Source organism: Geothrix fuzhouensis (assembly GCF_024609325.1).
GTDB classification, from domain to species: Bacteria; Acidobacteriota; Holophagae; order Holophagales; family Holophagaceae; genus Geothrix; species Geothrix fuzhouensis.
Window position 1 is genome coordinate 1,329,644 of the sequence record NZ_JANHMQ010000001.1, and the last position, 19,388, is coordinate 1,349,031.

The window sequence follows — 19,388 nt, forward strand, 5'->3', positions numbered from 1 at the left end:
CTTGGCCTCTGGCGACTGGTCCGGGGAAGCAACCCAACCGTCCGGCCAGGGCGCTTCCCTTGGCCTGCAAGTGGCGCTGGGGATTCTGGCCATCCCTATCGTCCTGGTGCTGTTCCTCTTCGGGCAATCGAAGACAGTCGAGGCCCAGGCCTGGCCCGTGATCCACCGAGTCGCCCTGGGACTGCAGACCGACGCTGGGGTGGAGCGGCTCTACCGGGCCAACCCGGCGCTAGCGAGCAGGTACCCCACCGAGGAGGCCTTCCTCGAACGGGTGCGGGCCTACCGACCCCAGTTCGCCAACCTGCCGGGCCTGCCGCCCAAGACCGGCCGCTACGAATGCCATGCGGGGCCCAACGGGTTCCGAGCTTCCGTGCAGGGCTCCGGCGGGTCCTGGGCCATCTTCGAGGTGAGGCAGGACATCCTCTTCGAGAAAGTGCCGGGGGAAGGCCTCCTCCGCCTGGAGTTCTCGCCAACCCGGGAGGCCAACGGCCATGAGCGGCGGGCCCTCCGGAAAACCAGGGCCGGGTCGGACTAAGGGTGGGGCTGGCCACCGCACCCTCTCCGCGGGCCCTTGTGGCAGCTCTACCGTTGGCCTCGCCGCTTGAGCCAGCCCCCCTGGGATGCGATCCTGTAAGGCTATGAAACTCGATCGGCTCGGCGACTTCCAACGCACCCACCGCAACGGCGACCTGCGCCTCGACCACGCAGGCCAGACGGTGCGCCTGTTCGGCTGGTGCCGGCGCGTGCGCAACCTGGGTTCCCTGGTGTTCCTGGACCTCCGGGACCGCTGGGGCCTGGTGCAGCTGGTGGCCAACGAGGAGACCGCCGATCCCGAGCTTCTGGCCAAGCTCAAGGCCGTGCGCAGCGAGTTCGTTCTGGCCGCGGAAGGCGTGGTGGCCGAACGCGAGAGCAAGAATCCCAACATGGCCACGGGCGACATCGAGGTGCGCCTCACGGGCCTGCGGATCCTGAATACCGCCGCTCCCCTGCCCTTCCCCCTGGAGGATGAGGGCGTGGGCGAGGATCTGCGCCTCACTTACCGCTTCCTGGATCTGCGCCGCGAGCAGCTCCAGCGGAACATGGTGCTCCGCAGCGAGGTGGCGAACCTCACCCGGAACCACTTCCGCGAGCTGGAGTTCATCGAGGTCGAAACGCCCATCCTCACCAAATCCACGCCCGAAGGTGCCCGGGACTACCTGGTGCCCAGCCGCGTCCATGCCGGCGAGTTCTTCGCGCTGCCCCAGAGCCCCCAGCTTTTCAAGCAGCTGCTCCAGGTCTCGGGCTTCGAGCGCTACGTCCAGATCTGCCGCTGCTTCCGGGATGAGGACCTGCGCGCCGACCGCCAGCCCGAGTTCACCCAGATCGACATCGAGATGAGCTTCGTGCGCCAGGAAGACGTCCAGGGTGTCATCGAGCCGCTGATGGTGAAGCTGGCCAAGATGGTCGGCAAGGATGTCACCGCGCCCTTCCCCCGCCTGTCCTACCGGGACGCCATGGCGTGGTACGGCTCGGACAAGCCGGACCTCCGCTGCGGCGTGAAGATCCAGGATGTCACCGACCTCTTCGCCACCAGTGGCTTCAATCTCTTCCGTGCCGCCGCCGAAAGTCAGGGCCAACGCCGCGTGCGGGCCCTGTTCTTCCCCGGGGAGGCGGCCAGCTCCCTCAGCCGCAAGCAGCTGGACGAATTGCAGGAAGTGGCCAAACAGATGGGCGCCGGCGGTCTGCCCTACGCCAAGTGGGGCAAGGACGGCCTCACCAGCAGCTTCAAGAAGTTCCTCATGCCCGAGGATGAAACGGCGCTCAAGGCCCAGCTCGGCGTTGGCGGTGAAGGTTTGGCGGTCTTCGCTGTAGGAACGGATGCTCAGACCTCTCGGGTCCTCGGTGACCTCCGCCTGAAAATCTCCACGGACCTCGCGGCCAAGGAGAAAGACCCCGCCCTCGCCAAGCATCTCCTGGACAAAAACGCTTACGTGTTTTTGTGGGTGGTGGACTTCCCCCTGCTGGAGTGGAGCGGCGACGACGACGGGGAGGGCGGACGCTACGTGGCCTGCCACCATCCCTTCACCAGCCCGCACCCCGACGACCTGGGCCTGCTGGAGACGGATCCCGGTCGGTGCCGCGCCGTGGCCTACGACCTGGTGCTCAACGGCTTCGAGGTCGGTGGTGGCAGCATCCGCATCCACGACGCGGAGACCCAGAGCCGCATGTTCCGCGCCATCGGCATCGGCGAGGAGGAGGCCCGCGCCAAGTTCGGCTTCCTGCTGGACGCCCTCAGCTACGGCGCCCCGCCCCACGGCGGCCTGGCCCTGGGCCTGGATAGGCTCGTCATGCTGCTGGCGGGCGTGGACAACATCCGTGAGGTCATCGCCTTCCCCAAGACCGCCCAGGCCCGCTGCCTCATGACGGACGCGCCGAGCCCCGTGGACGAGCGCCAGCTCCGCGAGCTGCACCTTCTGCAGGATGCCAGGCAGACCTACCGCGTGGGCGCCGTGTTCTTCGAATCCGCCGAGGGCGGGAGCCCGGAACTGCGGGGCCAGGCCCTCCAGCAGATTGGCCAGCTGACACCTCGGCAGGCCCAGGGCCTCGTCACCCTCGACCCCAACGGCCAGATCCTTGATGCCCAGACGCTGAGCGGACCGACCTTCGAGTTCTGAGACCTCCGTGGAACCTTCCAGCGGGAGAGCCCACCATTCATGGGATCCTCCCCTTCGGCGAGAGAACCAGTCCACCCTTCAACCATGCCTTGGCCCTCGGGGGCTTTTTCTGGGAGGTTCAATGATCCAGGGGTTCCCCAACCTTGGCGAGGGCTTTGTGGCCATGCGCGCGCTGCTTGCTTCAGCCGGGCGATCCATTCACAGCCTGCGAGGTTCCAGACTCCTCCTGCTTCCCATCCTGCTCCTTGCCCTCGGAGTCGGGTGTTCCAGCCACCATACCGATGCGTCTGCCCCCGGCACGCCACCGACCATCACCGTACAGCCCTCGAGTGCCACCACGGTTTCCGGTCGCCCGGTCAGCCTTTCGGTCACCGCCACCGGGGCCGCCACCCTCGCCTACCAGTGGGCGAAGGATGGTCAGAACCTTCTGGGGGCCATCGGCTCCACCTTCACCCTCTACCAGCCCAAGGTCGAGGACGCTGGGAACTACACGGTGACCGTGACCAATCCCAACGGCACAGCCACGAGTGGGGTGGCCACCTTGACTGTGCTTGCTGCGGTGGAGTTCACCTCGCCCGTGGGCCTGGTGTATGACGCTTCGGGCAATCTCTTCGTGGCCGACATGGACGATCACACCATCTGGAAAGTGGACGCCACGAACCAGAAGACCCTGGTGGCCGGGAGTTCGGGATTGCCTGGGGCCACGGACGGGCAGGGCAGCAACGCCCGGTTCAACGCTCCAGGTGGCCTGGCCCTTGACTCCACCGGAAACCTGATCGTGGCGGATACGGGAAACCACACCATCCGGCGCATCGCCCCAGATGGCACCGTGACCACCCTGGCCGGCGCTCCCGGCGTCCCGGGGGCGGTGGACGGCCCTGGAAGCCAGGCCCGCTTCAATGCCCCCTGTGGAGTGGCGGTGGATGGGACCGGCGGGACTTACATCGCCGACTCCCAGAACCACACCATCCGGTACCTGGCCGCGGATGGGACCGTGTCCACCTACGCGGGCCTGGCAGGAACTCCAGGCCTGGTCGATGGGACCGGCACCAGCGCCCAGTTCAACCAGCCAAACGGGATCGCTCTGGCCCCGAACGGCACCTTGTATGTCGCGGACTACGGAAATTCCTGCATCCGGGCGATCGCCCAGGGCGCCATCGTGACCCGACTGGCTGGCCAGGCCAACACCCACGGCTTCGCCGATGGCAGCGCGCTGTCGGCGCTGTTCAACCTGCCCGTGGGCATCACCCTGGATGCCGCCGGCGTGCTGTGGATCGCCGACACCCACAACCACGCGATCCGACGTCTCGGGACGGATGGCACCGTCAGCACCCCGGCAGGATCGGGCGGGAATTCCGGAAACGCGGATGGCACCGGCACGGCCGCCCTCTTCCGCCTGCCCTGCGGCGTCGTCTCGACACCCTCGGGCGACCTGGTGGTGGCGGACACGGGTAACCACTTGCTGAGGACTGTGACCCCCGCCGGCGTGGCCTCGACCTTCACCACGCCCTGAGCTCTTCCTACCCCAACCCCTGAAGGAAGGGAGGATGGCGCCTCCGCAGGTCATTTGATGCCCTGCGGGTGGTGCTGGTTTCAGTGGAAGGTGGTTTCCAAAGATCCACCCTCGCCCCCTGGCCCGAACCGCCCCAGGGATTACCCTGGCGACATGGACACGACGATGGATGTCCGGACGGCTGCGGTGGCCGGGACTTTCTATCCGCGAGAGAGCGGTGAGTTGGGCCGCACCATCCAGGCAATGTTCGCCGATACGGCCGGGGCGAACCCCTGGCTCGGCCTGCCAAAAGCCCTCATCGTCCCCCATGCCGGCTACATCTATTCGGGACCCATCGCCGCCAGCGCCTATGCACCCCTGAGCCGGCTGCGGGGCATCATCCAGCGGGTGGTGCTGCTCGGTCCCACCCACCATGTGCCCGTCTATGGCCTCGCCCTCCCCGGGGCTTCGGCCTTTGACACGCCCCTCGGCCGGATCCCCGTGGATGGCGCCGCTACTGAGTCCCTCCGCCCTCTATCCATGGTGACGACGAGCCCGGCAGCCCATGCGCGGGAACATTCGATCGAAGTGCAACTGCCCTTCCTCCAACAGGCCCTTGGGGCGTTCCAGCTGATACCGCTGGCCGTGGGCCAAGCGGCCGCGCAGTCCGTGGCGGAGGTGATCGAGGTTCTCTGGGGCGGGCTGGAAACCCTGATCGTCGTGAGTTCGGACCTGTCCCACTACCATTCCTACGACCGAGCGCAGGAGCTGGATCGTCGGACCTGCGCCAGCATTGCGGACCTGGAGCTGCTGGCCAGCCACGACCAGGCCTGTGGCGCCACGGCCGTGAACGGGCTGCTGCTGGCCGCCCGCCACCACCGGCTGACCCCCCACCTGCTGGACTTGCGCAACTCCGGGGACACCGCTGGGGACCGCGATCATGTGGTTGGCTATGCGGCCTTCGCATTCACCCAGGAGGCTGCCCATGACCCATCCGCACGCAACCATTGACCGGGGCCCGACCCTGTTGCTGATCGCCCGCGGCGCCATCGCCGAAAAGCTCGGCTTGGCGGGAGCGACTGTCCCGCTGGCAAGCTGGCTCGAAGAACCCGGGGCTTCTTTCGTCACCCTCAATCGTCATGGTTCCCTGCGGGGGTGCATGGGAACCCTTGCCCCCGTGGAATCCCTGGGGGAGGACGTGGCTGCCAACGCCCGGGCTGCCGCCTTCCACGATCCCCGCTTCCCACCCCTCGCGCTCAGCGAATGGCCCGATACCGACATCGAGGTCTCCTTGCTCTCGCCCCTCGAACCGATCCGGTACGAGAACAAGAACCACCTGCTGACGTTGCTCCGGCCCCACGTGGATGGCCTGGTCCTGGAGTGGGAAGGGCACAAGGGGGCGTTCCTCCCACAGGTCTGGGATCAAATGCCCAACCCGGCCGAATTCCTCGCCCATCTCAGGCAGAAGGCGGGCCTCTCGCAGGATTTCTGGGACGACCGGATCCGGATCACCCGATTCACCGTGGACCGGTTCCATGAAGAGGCAGGGGTCGGAAGCCGCAAATGAAGGTGATCACCGCTCCCCATCCGGCCCGCTGGTGGCACCGCCTTGAAGACGGGCGCCTCCAGTGCGACCTCTGCCCCCGGGACTGCAAGTTGGGCGAAGGTCAGCGCGGCGTCTGTTTTGTCCGGCAGAACGTCGCGGGTGGGATGATCCTGACCACCTACGGCCGCTCCTCCGGGTTCTGTGTCGATCCCATCGAGAAGAAGCCTCTGAATCATTTCCTGCCGGGCTCAAGGGTGCTGTCCTTCGGCACCACGGGCTGCAATCTCATGTGCAAGTTCTGCCAGAACTGGGATATCAGCAAGGCGAAGGACATGGACCGGCTGTTGGACCAGGCCTCTCCCAAGGACATCGCCAAGGCCGCCGAAGCCTCTGGGTGCCAAAGCGTCGCGTTCACCTACAACGACCCGGTGATCTTCGCGGAATACGCCATGGATACAGCCGACGCCTGCCATGAGCGCGGCATCCGGACTGTCGCCGTCACCGCCGGGTACATGCACGCGGAGCCCCGGCGCGCCTTCTACGCGAAGATGGACGCCGCCAACGTGGACCTCAAGGCCTTCACGGACACCTTCTATGCCAGGCTCTCCGCGGCCCATCTCCAGCCCGTCCTCGACACCCTCCGCTACCTCCGGCATGAAACGGATACCTGGCTCGAGATCACGACCCTCCTCATCCCCGGCCAGAACGATTCCAGCGACGAAATTGCAGCGCTGTCGGATTGGATCGCGCGAGAGCTTGGCCCGGACGTCCCCCTGCACTTCAGCGCCTTCCACCCGGACTACAAGATGACCGACCTGCCGCGGACGCCCGCCGCCACCCTCACCCGGGCGCGGGGGATCGCCCGTGCCGCGGGGCTTCACTACGTCTACACCGGCAACGTACACGACCTCGACGGTGGAACGACCCGCTGCCCCACCTGCCAGACCCCGCTCATCGTCCGTGACTGGTTCCGGATCGAGGTCAATCGACTCACCACCGATGGCCGCTGCCCCACCTGTGGCGCGGTGATTCCCGGACACTTCGTGCAAGCCGCCCAGGCTCCACGCGTGCCGGCCTGAGGGAGATGCAGACTCCGGAATGACGGACCAGGAGGACGATCAGATCCTGCCGTCCCTGCTCCGAGCGCCTCGTTCAGGCCGTGGCCGCCTGCTTGGCAAACCAGTGGTACAGGGCGAGTACGCGGTAGTAGAAGCTCGTGCGTACCTGTTCTTCCATGCCGAGCACTTTCGTGGCGCCGATGCCGACGTTGCCGTAGAAATAGAGGTATTTCCCATCGGCCGAAGCCTGGATCACCATGGTGAGCTTGAGGGCGCCTGGTCCCAGTACGGGCAGGATCCCCCACCAGACCCGCTCGACATTGCTCATGGTGAGCTCAATGGCTCCGCCTTCGTGGCCCTTTACCGTCACGGTGTACAGGTTCTTGCCGAAGGTGGAATCGTCCTGTTCCAGGAAGAGGTCATGGGTGGATTCGATGGCTGAATACTGAGGATCGCTCAGGGGGTGGCGGTCGCCCGGGGCCTGGACCACATGAGAAGTCGTGAACAGCGTCCGGACCTTGCCGTGGGTGGATGAAAAATACTGGATGCCTGCCATCGTGCGGAACTGATGGAGCCGGTTGTAGAGGACGAGGGTGCGGCCTTCCCGGGCCAAGAGGCTCGCGGGCATGGCTGCCACCACCAGCGTCTGGATGCCGATGTTGGGATGGCCGCTGCTCAAGGTGCGCGTGATGTCGGCGCCCGCAGCAGGATCGGGGCACAAATCAACCAGGGGCTGCCCTTTGGAAAAGGACGTGTAATGGCCAGAGGCCATGAGCTTCTGCTTGGCGATTGGATCGAGCACCACCGGGATCGCGTCGACAGCGGCCGCCGGAAGGGGGCTTGCGGCAATCCCGGCCGTGTCATCGGCATATAGGTAGCTCGCCGGAACGAGGAGCAGGAAGGCTGTGGCAAGGGGGAGGGTCCAAGATTGGCGGCATCGGCTCATGGGGGATCCTAGGGTTGAACTTCAAGTGGTTGGGGGCTCTTCAAGGTTCGCGGTGGTCGACGCCGTTTCACCTGAGTCCAGTGATGGGGGGTCACTCAAACGACCCAGAGATGTACAGGTTTTCTTTGGACACGCACCAACCACCTGTTGGTTCGAGCAAGCGCCATACCCATGCGTTAAAGCATTTCTTTTATCAACTTAAATACTTTCGCTTAATGGCTCGCAACCCGCAGTCAGATCAGAATGGAGTGGCCCCTCCTTCAAATGGATGGCCTGCTGCGGGAGAGACACCCCTGCATCTGCGGCCCGGGACGCTCCGGGCCACCTCCATCCAGGCGAGCGACAACGTGCTCGCGGCAGGGTTCCTCCACGTTCATTCCGGCAAACGACCGGGCGTGGCCCCCGGGCAGACGTACCTTGAGGGGATGATCATCGAGCTGCTGCTTCCCGTCCTGCTGGCCGTCCCACCAGCAGGCCCGGCGGCGCGGAAGGAGGCCCGCATGGAACTCCGGATACCGGCCTTTCCCGATGGCGGCACCATTCCCCGCCCCCACACCGCCGATGGTGCCGACCGGTCCCCGGCCCTCCAGTGGGGCGAGCCGCCCACAGGCACCGCCGCCTTCGCGCTGATCGTGGACGATCCCGACGCGCCCGTCGGCACCTGGGTCCACTGGGTTCTCTATGATCTGCCGGGTACGGCGAGGTCCTTGGCGGAGGACCAGCCCCGCACGGCGGATCTCCCAGGCGGCGCCCACCAGGGCAAGAACAGCTGGGGCCGGCTGGGCTGGAACGGGCCGTCGCCACCGCCGGGGAAGCCCCATCGCTACTTTTTCTACCTCATCGCCCTCTCGGCACCCTCGGGCCTCCCGGCCGGTGCAACCCGAGGCCAAGTCGACGCAGCCGTGAAAGGTAAGGTCCTGGGCGAGGCCACTTGGATGGGCACCTACGGGAGGTGAGCGCCTAGGCCCTTGTATCAGCGGGCGTTCAATAAGAAGGGAAAGAACATTTTCCACCACCAAGGCACCAAGACCACCAAGACCACCAAGAACGGAAAAAGCACATGGCCCTGGCTTTCCTTGGTGCTTTGGTGTCTTGGTGGTGTTCTCTGCCTTTTGAAGGCGAGGTTGTATCAGGGTTTGCCGGACTTCAACCGGATCGTCTGGCCATCCACCACGAAGACCCCATACCCGTGGTGGTGGAGGGTCTTCGGCTTCTTCTGCGCGGGATCGATCTAGGCCTGGACCACCTCCAGCACGAAGAGGTTGTACCGGTTCACGAAGCGCGTATCCACGACCCGGCACTCCAGGTTCGCGAAGCACTCGGCCACCCGCGGCGCGGCCACTTTCTTCGCCGGCAGGGGCGTGAGGCCAAAGACCGCAAACTTGTCGACATCCCGGCCCGAGGCGTTGCCCACCTTCACCACCTGCTTCGCCAGCCCGGCCGCGGGGATCGCGATCACGCACTCCCGCGTTTTCCGCAGGGCCTCGAAGCTGTGGTTGGCGCCGCTCACCAGGCAGCCCACCAGGGGCGGATTGAACTCCATCATCATGTGCCAGGACATGGCCATGACGTTGGCGCGCCCCCGGTGGGCCGTGGTGAGCAGCACCACGGGGCCAGGCTCCAGCAGGGTGTACACCTCCGACAGTGGAAGGGCCCTCCTCATGGCGCGCCTCCTTCCCTCCGCCACCCTTTCCAGGGTTGGCCCGATCCAAGCCTACGCCGGGCCGGAAGAGCTGGGTCTGCTCCCGATGGAGAAAAATGCAACCAAGGGGTTGCATCAATTCCCGATTCGCCTAACATGCAACCAGGAGGTTACACGTCATGACATCAAGCACCGACTGCATCAGGAAGGAGATCCATCTCCGCGCGCCCCGGACGCGGGTCTGGAAGGCGCTGGTGGACGCCGAGGAGTTCGGCACGTGGTTCGGCATGAAGCTGGAGGGGCGTTTCCTCCCCGGCCAGCCGGTCTTCGGACGGATCACCCATCCCAACTACGAGCACATCCACCTGGAGATGCGGGTCGAACGCATGGAAGCCGAGAGCACTTTCTCCTACCGCTGGCATCCGTACCCCATGGATGCGAAGAAAGATTATTCGACGGAGCCCATGACCCTCGTGGAGTTCCACCTCGAATCAGCCGAGGGTGGCACCCTGCTCAAGGTGGTGGAGTCCGGCTTCGACCAGCTGCCGCCCGAGCGGCGCGACGAGGCCTTCCGCATGAACGATGCCGGTTGGGCGGGCCAGCTGCCCCGGATCGAACGCTATGTCACGGCCTGAAGCCCTCTCCCCCGCGCGGCTGAAGGATGCGGCGCCGCTCTTCGCCGCCCTGGGGGATGCCACGCGCCTGGGCCTGCTCGTCAGCCTCTGCGCCGGAGGGCCGCTCACGGTCACGCGCCTCAGCAGCCAGTTCGACGTCACCAGGCAGGCCATCACCAAACATCTCGAAGTGCTCTCCGAGGCCGGACTCGTCAAGAGCAGCCGCCAGGGAAGAGAACGCATCTGGGCCTTCGAGCCCAAGCGCCTCGAGGACGCCCACCAGTACCTCGAACGCCTCTCGAAGGAGTGGGACGTCGCCCTGGCGCGCCTCAAGGCCTTCGTCGAAACCTAAAAAACGGGCTTGCTCGTCTGCGATGGCCTTAAGTCCTGCTTAAGGCAGGCGAAGCCATCTTCCCATTCAACCCGCACCCGGGCCACCGCGCCCCCCAAGGAGCAATCGATGTCCCAACCCTGGACCGCCCTCTTCAACATCAATCGAGATGTCCTGCTGGAGAAGAACCTGGCCGACATCACCCAAAGCCAGGCCGATCTGCCTCCTTCTGACGACGTGAACAGCATCACGTGGATCCTCAATCACATCCTGGAATACCGCCACGAACTTCTCGGGGATGTTCTCAAGTCTGCCTATCGGCCGGCGGCGACCGAGCCCCAGGCCCTGGCGCAGTTCAAAGCTGCCATGGAGGACACGCAGGCAGCCCTGAACACGGCCTTCGGCTCTGCCGACTGGGATGAATCGCATTTCCATCCCGCGTTCCAGGCCACCCTGCCACTGGCCCAGATCGTCGGCATCTATTTCATGCACGAAACCTACCACCTGGGCCAATTGGGCACCGCCCGAAAGCTCCTGGGCCTGCCCGGCGTGATCAAGCCGCCCGCGAAGACGAAGAAGGTCTAACGGAAGGGCCCGTACCGGCCAGGAGACACCTACGCCGGCACGAGCCCTCACAACCATCTCGTGCGACCAGGGAGGTATGGGATATGGCCCATCTCAAGATCGGAATCATCGGCACAGGCAGCATGGGAGAGGTCCTGGCCCGTCACCTCGCCAAGCTCGGCCACCGCGTCCTGATGGCAAACGCCCGCGGCCCCGAGAGCCTGAAAGAACTGGCGGAGAAGATCGGCGCGACGCCCGCATCCGTGGCCGATGCCGTCCAGGCTGGTGACATCGTCATCCTGGCGATTCCCACCAAAGCCGTCCCCCGGCTTTCGCCCGAGCTGTTCTCAAACCTGCCGGATCGCGTGGTCGTCATCGATATCGGCAACTACCATCCCAAACTCCGTGATGGCCGTATCGAGGCCATCGACCAGGGCCAGCTCGACAGTCCCTGGGTCGCGCAGCAGATCGGTCATCCCCTGATCAAGGCCTTCAACAACATCTTCGCGAAAAGCCTCCTTGAGAAGGGCGCGCCCAAGGGAACGCCAGGACGGATCGCGCTTTCCGTATGCGGGGACGCACCGGATGCCAAGGCCACCGTGCTCCGCCTCGTCGACGATCTCGGCTTCGATCCCGTCGATGGCGGGACCCTGAAGGATTCCTGGCGCCAGCAACCCGGAACGCCAGCCTACTGCCGCGATCTTGACGCCGCGTCTCTCCGACGTGCGCTCGCCGAAGCTGACCGGAGCCGGATCGTCGAATACCGCACCGAACAGGAGGCGCGCATCAGGAGGTCCATGTAATGCAGCGGAGGATATTACCGCCAACGACTGGACCATCTAGGCCCTTGAGGTGGCTGGGGAGGCCGTCTCCCGATGAAACCGGGTTCCCGGGGATCGGCGTAGAAGTTCCTCCGCCCTCTCGCCGCTGGTGTAGGAGCGTCTCGACCTCCGACCATCGGATATCGAGAGCCATCGGCATCCGTCAATCGTGTCTGGACCGCTTCAAGCGCTCGAAGGCCAGGGTGCGGAAGGCCAAGGATTGAAGCCAACCTGTGGGCTCCCCCTTCGGGCTGCGAAAACACGCGAGATCTACTTCAGAATGAAAACATGACGCTCACGCTCCGCCACAAGGCCCAGGCCATCCTCCGCGAGGCGGGGTGGAACCTCGCGCCGCCTCCGGTGATCTGGTCGCCCCGCATGGCGCGGTGCGCGGGGCTCTTCGTGATCGAGAAGGATTCCCGCGGCACATGGCATCCGGAGATCCGCCTCAGCATCCCCCTGCTGCGCCGCCGGGACTGGCCGTGGCCGCAGCAAGTGTGCGGGATGAACTGCCACGATCCGGAGGCCGTGCAGCTCCGAATCCTCGAGCATGAACTCATTCACTTCAAGCTCTGGATGGACCGGGAGAAGGACTGGGGCCACACGGAGCGGTTCCGGCAACTGGCGTGGGAGGTGTTCGGGCACCAGAGCATTACACATGGCATCGGACACGAAGAGCCCGAAAGAAGCTAGGTCCACAGATTCCACAGATTCTCCGTCCCTAGAATCTGTATCCATCTGTGGAATCTGTGGATATCTTTACAGGCTTTCACTTGGAGTACGCTCAATCCATGACCGCCTGGGATCCCGCCCTGCTTGCCGCGCCGCCGCTGCTGCTGAACGGGGACGACCGGCTGCCGCCGGAGCGCAAGCTCTTCGCCCTGCGCACACTGCCCCTTGGTGAGATCAAGGCCATCGGCTTCGACATGGACCACACCCTGGCGCGCTACCGGGCGCCGGAGATCGACGAGCTGGCCTTCAAGAAGGCGGTGCGGTACCTGGTGCGGGACCGCGGCTACTCGGCTTGGCTCCTGGAGATCCCCTACGATCCGGCCTTCGCCGTGCGCGGTCTGCTGCTGGACGGGCTGCGCGGAAACGTGCTCAAGCTCAACCGCGAGCGCCAGGTGGTCCGGGCCTGCCATGGCACCCGGATCCTGCCCCGCACGGAGCTGGACGCCGTCTACGGGCGACGCCGGCTGTCCATCACAGCCAAGGGCTTCCGCAACCTCGACACGCTCTTCGAGATTCCCGAGGGCTACCTCTACGCCCGGCTGGTGGACAGCCTGGACCAGAGCCTCCTCAAGGCCGAGAACTACCTGCAGCTGTTCCATGACGTGCGCTGGGCCATCGACACCGCCCACCGGAACGGAGAGATGAAAACAGAGATCCTGGCCCACCGTGACTTCTTCATCCCGCATGATCCCCAGCTGGCGCTGGCCCTGGACCGGCTCAAGCGCGAAGGGAAGAAGCTCTTCCTCCTCACCAATAGCGAATGGAGCTTCACCGCGGGTGTCCTGGGCCATCTGCTGGATGGGCAGGACCCGGCCCGGCCCCGCTGGATCGACTACTTCGATCTGGTCGTGGTGAGCAGCCGCAAGCCCGCCTTCTTCCTTGATACGCCGGACCCCGTGCCCCTGGAGGGCTGGCCACGCTGCTTCACGGGCGGCCACGCCGCCTGGCTGGAGGCCCAGCTGGGAGCAGAAGGCGAGCAGATTCTCTACGTGGGCGACCACATCTATGGCGATGTGCTGCGCTCCAAGAAGAATGCCTCCTGGCGGACCCTGCTGCTGGTGCCGGAGCTGGAACATGAGATCAAGCTGCTGGAGGCTCGGAACCAGGACATGCGGGACATGCTGCGCATCGAAACCATTCGCCGCCGCACCCTCCGGCGAGCCTCGGTGCTCCAGGACCAGTGGAAACGCAACCGGATGCGGCGCCATGTGCTGGGGCCCCGCCTCAGCACCGAGGCCACCGCCGCCCTGGACCAGGAGGCCGTGCACCTGGCCAGCAGCGCCGAAGCTCTCCAGCGTCGGGCGGAGCTGCAGAGCCTCGAGCTGGACACTCTCACGAAATCCGTGGAGGCCGCCTTCAACCCCACCTGGGGGCCCATCTTCCGCGACCGGGACGAACAGACCCGCTTCGCCGACCAGATCCAGCAGTTCGCCTGCGCCTACACCGGCCGCGTGGGCAACCTCTACATGTACGATCCCCACGCGACGGTGTACGCGCCACTGCCCGCTTTGCCCCACGAGCGTCTGGGCCGCTGGATCACCCCGTGATGAGGTGCTGGGCCTTGGCCCGGGCGATCACCTGGCGGATGGCAGCCACGGTCTGATCCTGGTCGGCTTCGGTGAGGCCCGGCCAGAGTGGCAGGCTCATGAGGCGCTCACCGCTCCACTCGCTGTGGGGCAGGCCATCCTTGGGCAGGTGCGAAGGATGCGCCGCGTAGAAGTCCCGGTACCAGGGATGGATATGGGCCGGACGGTAGTGGATACCCGTACCGATGTTCTCCTCTTTGAGCGCGGCCACGAAGGTGTCGCGATCCAGGCCGATCTTCTCGGGATGGATGCGCAGCACGAAGAGGTGGAAGCAGTGGCCGTGGTCCGCGTCGCCGGGCCAGGGTAGCCGCACTTCCTCGATGTCCTTCATCAGCTCGAGGTAGCGGTGGAACAAGACACCGCGCCGCTCATTGAAGCCGTCCAGCTTCTCGATCTGGTGGAGGCCCATGGCCGCCTGGAGGTCCATGAAATTGGCCTTGCGGGCGGGTTCATAGACCTCTGTGTGAGGGCTGCCCTCCTTGGCGAAGCGCTTCCACGCATCCCGGTCGATGCCGTGGAAGCGCAGGCGCTTGATGCGGCTCTCGTACTCGTCGTTGAAGAAGGCGATGGCCCCGCCCTCTCCCGTAGTCATATTCTTGTTCGGGTGGAAGCTGTACACGCTCATGATCGAGCGGGGATCGCCGCCGATCTTCGTGCCTTTGTAGTGGGCGCCCATGGCCTGGGCCGCATCCTCGATGACCCATAGGCCATGCTTCTCGGCCACGGCCCAAATCGCCTCCATGGGGCACGGTAGGCCTGTGAGATGCACCGGGATGATGCCCTTGGTGCGGGGCGTGATGGCGGCCTCGAGCCTGGCCGGATCGATGTTGAGGGTCACCGGGTCAATGTCCACCAGCACCGGCACGCCGCCTTGCAGCACCACCGTACTGAGGGTGCTCACCCAGGTGAGCGACGTGGTGATGACCTCATCGCCGGGCTGGATGCCCAGCACCTGCATGGTGATCTCCTGGGCCGTGGTGGCGCTGTTCATGGCCAGGCAGTGGGGCACGCCGTTGTAGACCTTCAGCTTCTCTTCGAACGCTGCGGACTTCGGCCCCGTGGTGAGCCACCCGCTGTGGATCGAGTCGATGATCTCCGTGATCTCTTCCTGCCCGACCATGGGACGGGTGAAGGGGAGGAAGTGGGGCCGGCGTTGGTAGGTCATGGAGGCTCCGTACACGAGCGATCATTTTCACATATCGCGGCGCGAAGCCTCGCGATCAACCACAGACCACCCGCGCCCCGATCCTAGGCGATCGGCATTGTGATCTTCAGGGTGCTGCCGTGGCCCATGCCCTCGCTGAAGAGAATGATGGTGCCGTTCATCATGCCCATGAGGTGCTTGCAGATGACGAGGCCGAGGCCGGTGCCGCCGTATTCCCGCGCATGGCCACCTTCGGCCTGGGCGAACTTCTGGAACAGACGGCTCTGGCCTTCGGCACTCACGCCGATGCCCGTATCCACGACCAGGAGCGCGATGACCCCGGGGTGCCGCTCCACGACGACGCTGACGGTCCCCTCCTTGGTGAACTTCAAGGCATTCGACAGCAGGTTGAGGAGCACCTGCTTGAGGCGGCTGGGATCCACCATCACTTCAGGAATGCCGCTGACGTCGGACCAGACCAGCTCCACGCCTGGCTTGCGGGGGTAAGCCTCCGCGATGGGCTTCACCTCATCCAGCAGCTGGCCGAGACTCGTGGGGGTGGAATGAACCTCCAGGCGGCCGGATTCGATCTTCGCCAGGTCCAGGATGTCGTTGAGGAGCCCCAGCAGATGCTGGCCCGAGGTGTAGCTGTCCTGGAGCATGGACCGCATCTCCTCGGCATCATCGTAGAGGCCGTCCATGACCAGGCGCGTGAACCCGAGGATGCCCGTGAGTGGGGTGCGCAGCTCGTGGCTGGTGAGGGCGAGGAACTCGCTCTTGAGCTGATCGGCCTCACGCAGGGCGTCGTTCACGCGCTCCAGTTCGAGGGTCTGGCGCTGCAGCGCGTCCCGCTGCTCAGACAGATCCTTGAATAGCCAGGCGTTGTAGAGCGAGATGGCCGTCTGCCGCTGGAGGATGGAGATGGAATCCAGTTCCTCCTCCTCCACCCGCCGGTCTGTGGGCATGGCCAGGATCACGAAGCCCATGAGGAGCAGCTGGTGTTCGAAGGGGACGAAGTAGAGGGCCGCGCCTTCGGGCCCCCGCAGCGTCGCGAAAGCGGCGCCCCCCGTGGGCGGGTCCAGCCACTGACTCTGGAACAGCACCAGGGGCATGTCCGGAAAGGGATTCGGGGCCGGCAACCGCAGGGCTGACCATTCGGCGCGCGTGAGCCCGGCGCCTTCCTTGGGCACATACCCGGAGCCGCCATCCTCCAACGTCCACACCACCGCGCGGGGGCAGCGGAACTCCTGGGCCAGCACCTCGAGGACCACGCTGACCACCTGGCCCCCCTTGGAAGTGGCTGCCAGGATCTCGGACACATGCTGGAGGACCTGCATCTGGTGAGAACGACGGCTCAGCTTGGCGCGCAGGTCCCGGACCTCATGCATGGCCAGGGTGGACTGCCGCTGAGCCTGCAACAACTCCGCCAGCAGCTCGGAGCCCTGGGACCGCTGGGCTGGAGGAGCGACCGGCTTGGGACCGGAACCAGCCATGGACCCGAAGGAAGCCGGTTTCGGGCCCGAGTCCGCCTTGGGCGGCTGCGGGATCGGCTTCGGGCCGGAAGGGGGGTTCGAGGTGGCCATCGGACTCCAGGATGGCCTCATAGGGGGACACTGCCAAGATGGAGGCATGGCCCAACGCGCCCAGACCTTCCCCCTGCAACGGATCATCTTTCTGTCCGTGTCTGTGGTGCTCTGTCTCCAGGTCGGCTGGTGGATCCGCCTGCAGATCCGGGATTCCGGTCGACTGCTGGAAGTCCGCACCCAAGCCCTGCAGGCGGCGCGGGCCCAAGCTTGGCAGATGGACACCCAGAAGATGCTTGACGTGCTCCATGCCCAGCGCGATCCCGCCTCTCCGAGCGGCACGGTGGTGGGCCAGCTCCCAGTCATGCCCGGCCTGGCCGAGCGCCGGCAGGCCATTCAGGAGGCCTACCCTCAGGTGGAGCTGATCCCACGCCCCATGGCACCGGATGACCCCCTCCTGTTGGACGGGACCGCCTACCTCACCGTGCGTCCCGCCCCCCTACAGGAACTGAAGGACCAGCGCTGGCACGCCGTCTTCCGCGCCAGCACGGAGGGCGCCTTCATGGTGTTCGCGGTGCTGTTCGGCTTCGTTCTCCTCTACCGAAAACTCTCGGAAGAACTGGACCTCAAGCTGCGGCAGCGGAACTTCACCTCTGCGGTCACGCATGAGCTGAAGACGCCCATCGCCTCCCTGCGGGTGTGGACGGAGACCCTCTTCACCCGCGAACTGGGCCCGGAGCAGCGTCAGCGGATCCGCGGGCTCATGGAGAAGGATCTCGAGCGGCTCAACGAGTTGGTGGGCAACCTGCTGGACGTGGCGCGGGCCGAATCGGGCAGCCTGGTGCTCCACCTGGCGCCGCTGGAGCTGGGGCCCTGGCTCAAGAACGTCTGCGAAGGCATGGACCATCGCCTGGGCCCGGGCGCCCTCGGCCTCAAGCTGGAATGCACCCCCGAGTCCCTGTGGGTGGAGGCTGATCCCAAGGCCCTGGGCACCGTCGTAGAGAACCTCCTCTCCAATGCCTACAAGTACTCAGCCGAGCCTCGACAGACCACCGTGACCTTGGATGGCGATGGCGAGGATGTCCTGATCGTGGTGAGCGACCAGGGCCACGGCATCAGTGCCAAGGACCTGCCCCGGGTCTTCCACCGGTTCTTCCGGGTGGGCGACGAGATGACCCGCCAGGTGGCGGGCACGGGTCTCGGCCTCTTCCTCGTGAAGGAGATCGTGACCCGCCATGGAGGCAAGGTGCATGTCTCCAGCCGCGGGCCGGGCTTCGGCTCCGCCTTCACCATCCGCCTGCCCCGGCGGACCGCTCCGGAGGCCGCATGAGCCAGACTCCCGGCCACCCCGAGGCGGCCCTGGTGAACGCCGCGGCCACGGGCGACCCCGAGGCCTTCGAGGCCCTCGTCCGCCCCCACCTGGGCATGCTTTTCCGGGTCATCGACCGCATCCTCGGCAATGAGGCCGAGAGCCAGGATGCCCTCCAGGACGCCCTCCTCACCATCCTGCGGGAGCTGCCGGGTTTCCAGGGTGCCAGCAAGTTCAGCACCTGGGCCTACCGCATCTGCGTGAACCAGGCCCTCATGGCCCGGCGGAAGCGGGTCCGGCGCCGGGAGGACGCCATCGAAGATCTGATGCCACGTTTCGGCGACGACGGGCATCACAAGGACGTGGACCTGCTTCTTGAATGGAGCGAGGACGCGGAGGCATTGATGAAGGTCGAACAGGATGAGCTGAAGGCCAGGGTCCGGCTGGGCCTGGACCGCCTGTCCGACGACCAGCGCGCCGTCTTTGTCCTGCGGGACCTCGAGGGCTGGGACACAGACGAGATCAGCCGTCACCTGGGCATCACCCGCGAGCTGGTGCGCCAGCGGGTCCACCGGGCACGCCTGGCCCTGCGGGCCCTGCTCCCCGAATTCACCCCCCGGCATGCGGAGGACCGATGACGTTGCTCATGCCCACCTGCGCCGAAGTCGTCGCCTTGCTCACGGACTACGAGGAGGGCGCCCTGGGGCCCTTCAGCTGGCTGGGGGTCAAACTGCACTTGAGTCTCTGCCCGCCCTGCCGGACCTTCCTGGACAGCTTCGAGCGGACCCCGGGCCTGCTCCGGCGCCTCTGGCCCGAACCCCCTGCCCCCCCCGCCGAGCGCGCCCTGGACAGCGCCCTGGCGGCCCTGCGGCAGGGCCGGGTGCCGCGCGGTCCCATGCATCACCCCGAGGAGGCGGCCTGGCAAGCCCTGGAGCCGGGCGGCGATTCCCTCACGGCCCTGCTGCTGAAGGTGCACCTGGGGCATTGCGACGGCTGCCGAAGCCAGCACGCCACCGGTGAACCCATCCCCGCCGCGGGCCCTTCCGGCCAGGATGCCCTCGACCTTTTGCGGCCACACCTGCCCGCCGAGGATCGCTGGCGCTGGACCCGGAAGGGCCTCGGTGGCGCCCGCGTGGCCCGGCTCCTGCAGGATCCAGCCACCGGCGCCACGCTGAACCTGGCGCACATGCCCGGCGGCATGAGCATGCCCCTTCACAGCCATGGGGGGTCCGAGCTGTCCATGGTCCTGTCCGGCGTCATGCAGGACGGCCCCGCCCACCTCGGTCCCGGCGATTGGCTGGCCTGTGGCCCCGGCCAGCAGCACGGCCCGAGCACGGAGCCTGGCCTTGACTGCTGGGCCCTCCTCCGCATCGAAGGCGGCATTCGCTTCACTGGCTGGCGGCGGATTCTGGGGGCCGTGGGCTGA

The 19,388-nt window shown here is 66.0% G+C and carries 19 protein-coding genes and 1 pseudogene; 16 read left to right on the plus strand and 4 right to left on the minus strand.

What is annotated here, in order from left to right; translation table 11 throughout:
- Position 1: 1 nt before the first annotated feature.
- The 6 genes from NOV74_RS06000 (at position 2) to amrS (ending at position 6,771) form a co-directional block, all read left to right on the plus strand.
- Positions 2–535: a hypothetical protein gene (locus NOV74_RS06000; RefSeq protein WP_257310129.1), complete on the plus strand. Its 534-nt coding sequence runs from the start codon at positions 2–4 to the stop codon at positions 533–535.
- Positions 536–638: 103 nt separating this feature from the next.
- A complete protein-coding gene (gene aspS / locus NOV74_RS06005) occupies positions 639–2,654 on the plus strand; it encodes an aspartate--tRNA ligase (protein WP_257310131.1) in 2,016 nt (671 codons plus the stop codon).
- Positions 2,655–2,775: 121 nt separating this feature from the next.
- The gene (locus tag NOV74_RS06010; protein ID WP_257310133.1) at positions 2,776–4,167 is read left to right on the plus strand and encodes an SMP-30/gluconolactonase/LRE family protein; all 1,392 of its coding nucleotides are present in this window, start codon (positions 2,776–2,778) and stop codon (positions 4,165–4,167) included.
- A 153-nt stretch (positions 4,168–4,320) separates the two neighbouring features.
- On the plus strand, positions 4,321–5,157 hold the full coding sequence (amrB, locus tag NOV74_RS06015) for an AmmeMemoRadiSam system protein B (protein ID WP_257310141.1): 837 nt from the start codon (positions 4,321–4,323) through the stop codon (positions 5,155–5,157).
- The gene (amrA, locus tag NOV74_RS06020) at positions 5,132–5,713 is read left to right on the plus strand and encodes an AmmeMemoRadiSam system protein A (RefSeq protein ID WP_257310144.1); all 582 of its coding nucleotides are present in this window, start codon (positions 5,132–5,134) and stop codon (positions 5,711–5,713) included. The genes amrB and amrA overlap by 26 nt, the downstream gene beginning before the upstream one ends.
- Complete coding sequence (gene amrS / locus NOV74_RS06025) at positions 5,710–6,771, plus strand: AmmeMemoRadiSam system radical SAM enzyme (protein WP_257310146.1); 1,062 nt, start codon at positions 5,710–5,712, stop codon at positions 6,769–6,771. The genes amrA and amrS overlap by 4 nt, the downstream gene beginning before the upstream one ends.
- Positions 6,772–6,844: 73 nt before the next feature.
- Here amrS and NOV74_RS06030 read toward each other — a convergent pair whose 3' ends face one another.
- Complete coding sequence (locus tag NOV74_RS06030; RefSeq protein WP_257310148.1) at positions 6,845–7,696, minus strand: DUF6675 family protein; 852 nt, start codon at positions 7,694–7,696, stop codon at positions 6,845–6,847.
- A 248-nt stretch (positions 7,697–7,944) separates the two neighbouring features.
- Between NOV74_RS06030 and NOV74_RS15455 the strand changes: the two genes are divergently transcribed.
- The gene (locus NOV74_RS15455) at positions 7,945–8,652 is read left to right on the plus strand and encodes a YbhB/YbcL family Raf kinase inhibitor-like protein (RefSeq protein WP_257310150.1); all 708 of its coding nucleotides are present in this window, start codon (positions 7,945–7,947) and stop codon (positions 8,650–8,652) included.
- Between the two features lie 173 nt (positions 8,653–8,825).
- Here NOV74_RS15455 and NOV74_RS06040 read toward each other — a convergent pair.
- A pseudogene (locus NOV74_RS06040) lies at positions 8,826–9,359 on the minus strand (flavin reductase family protein).
- A gap of 158 nt (positions 9,360–9,517) precedes the next feature.
- Between NOV74_RS06040 and NOV74_RS06045 the strand changes: the two are divergent.
- From NOV74_RS06045 to NOV74_RS06070, 6 genes are all read left to right on the plus strand, one after another.
- On the plus strand, positions 9,518–9,973 hold the full coding sequence (locus tag NOV74_RS06045; protein ID WP_257310153.1) for an SRPBCC family protein: 456 nt from the start codon (positions 9,518–9,520) through the stop codon (positions 9,971–9,973).
- Positions 9,960–10,304, plus strand: a complete 345-nt coding sequence (locus NOV74_RS06050) for an ArsR/SmtB family transcription factor (RefSeq protein ID WP_257310155.1) — start codon at positions 9,960–9,962, stop codon at positions 10,302–10,304. Before NOV74_RS06045 ends, NOV74_RS06050 begins: the two co-directional genes overlap by 14 nt.
- Before the next feature lie 108 nt (positions 10,305–10,412).
- On the plus strand, positions 10,413–10,868 hold the full coding sequence (locus tag NOV74_RS06055) for a DinB family protein (RefSeq protein WP_257310156.1): 456 nt from the start codon (positions 10,413–10,415) through the stop codon (positions 10,866–10,868).
- A complete protein-coding gene (locus tag NOV74_RS06060; protein WP_257310561.1) occupies positions 10,796–11,650 on the plus strand; it encodes an NADPH-dependent F420 reductase in 855 nt (284 codons plus the stop codon). The genes NOV74_RS06055 and NOV74_RS06060 overlap by 73 nt, the downstream gene beginning before the upstream one ends.
- A 306-nt stretch (positions 11,651–11,956) precedes the next feature.
- Positions 11,957–12,361 (plus strand): SprT family zinc-dependent metalloprotease, encoded by a 405-nt coding sequence (locus tag NOV74_RS06065; RefSeq protein ID WP_257310157.1) that lies wholly within the window; start codon positions 11,957–11,959, stop codon positions 12,359–12,361.
- A 98-nt stretch (positions 12,362–12,459) separates the two neighbouring features.
- Positions 12,460–13,947: an HAD-IG family 5'-nucleotidase gene (locus tag NOV74_RS06070; protein ID WP_257310159.1), complete on the plus strand. Its 1,488-nt coding sequence runs from the start codon at positions 12,460–12,462 to the stop codon at positions 13,945–13,947.
- Here NOV74_RS06070 and NOV74_RS06075 read toward each other — a convergent pair.
- Positions 13,937–15,151: a DegT/DnrJ/EryC1/StrS family aminotransferase gene (locus NOV74_RS06075; RefSeq protein WP_257310160.1), complete on the minus strand. Its 1,215-nt coding sequence runs from the start codon at positions 15,149–15,151 to the stop codon at positions 13,937–13,939. The two genes, NOV74_RS06070 and NOV74_RS06075, sit on opposite strands and share 11 nt — an antisense overlap.
- Positions 15,152–15,234: 83 nt before the next feature.
- Positions 15,235–16,623: a sensor histidine kinase gene (locus tag NOV74_RS06080; protein WP_257310161.1), complete on the minus strand. Its 1,389-nt coding sequence runs from the start codon at positions 16,621–16,623 to the stop codon at positions 15,235–15,237.
- Here NOV74_RS06080 and NOV74_RS06085 point away from each other — a divergent pair.
- Genes NOV74_RS06085 through NOV74_RS06095 form a run of 3 tightly spaced genes read left to right on the plus strand, consistent with a single transcriptional unit; the run spans position 16,622 to position 19,388 of the window.
- Positions 16,622–17,983: a sensor histidine kinase gene (locus NOV74_RS06085; protein WP_257310163.1), complete on the plus strand. Its 1,362-nt coding sequence runs from the start codon at positions 16,622–16,624 to the stop codon at positions 17,981–17,983. The genes NOV74_RS06080 and NOV74_RS06085 overlap by 2 nt on opposite strands.
- Complete coding sequence (locus tag NOV74_RS06090) at positions 17,980–18,600, plus strand: RNA polymerase sigma factor (protein WP_257310165.1); 621 nt, start codon at positions 17,980–17,982, stop codon at positions 18,598–18,600. Before NOV74_RS06085 ends, NOV74_RS06090 begins: the two co-directional genes overlap by 4 nt.
- On the plus strand, positions 18,597–19,388 hold the full coding sequence (locus NOV74_RS06095) for a cupin domain-containing protein (protein WP_257310166.1): 792 nt from the start codon (positions 18,597–18,599) through the stop codon (positions 19,386–19,388). The genes NOV74_RS06090 and NOV74_RS06095 overlap by 4 nt, the downstream gene beginning before the upstream one ends.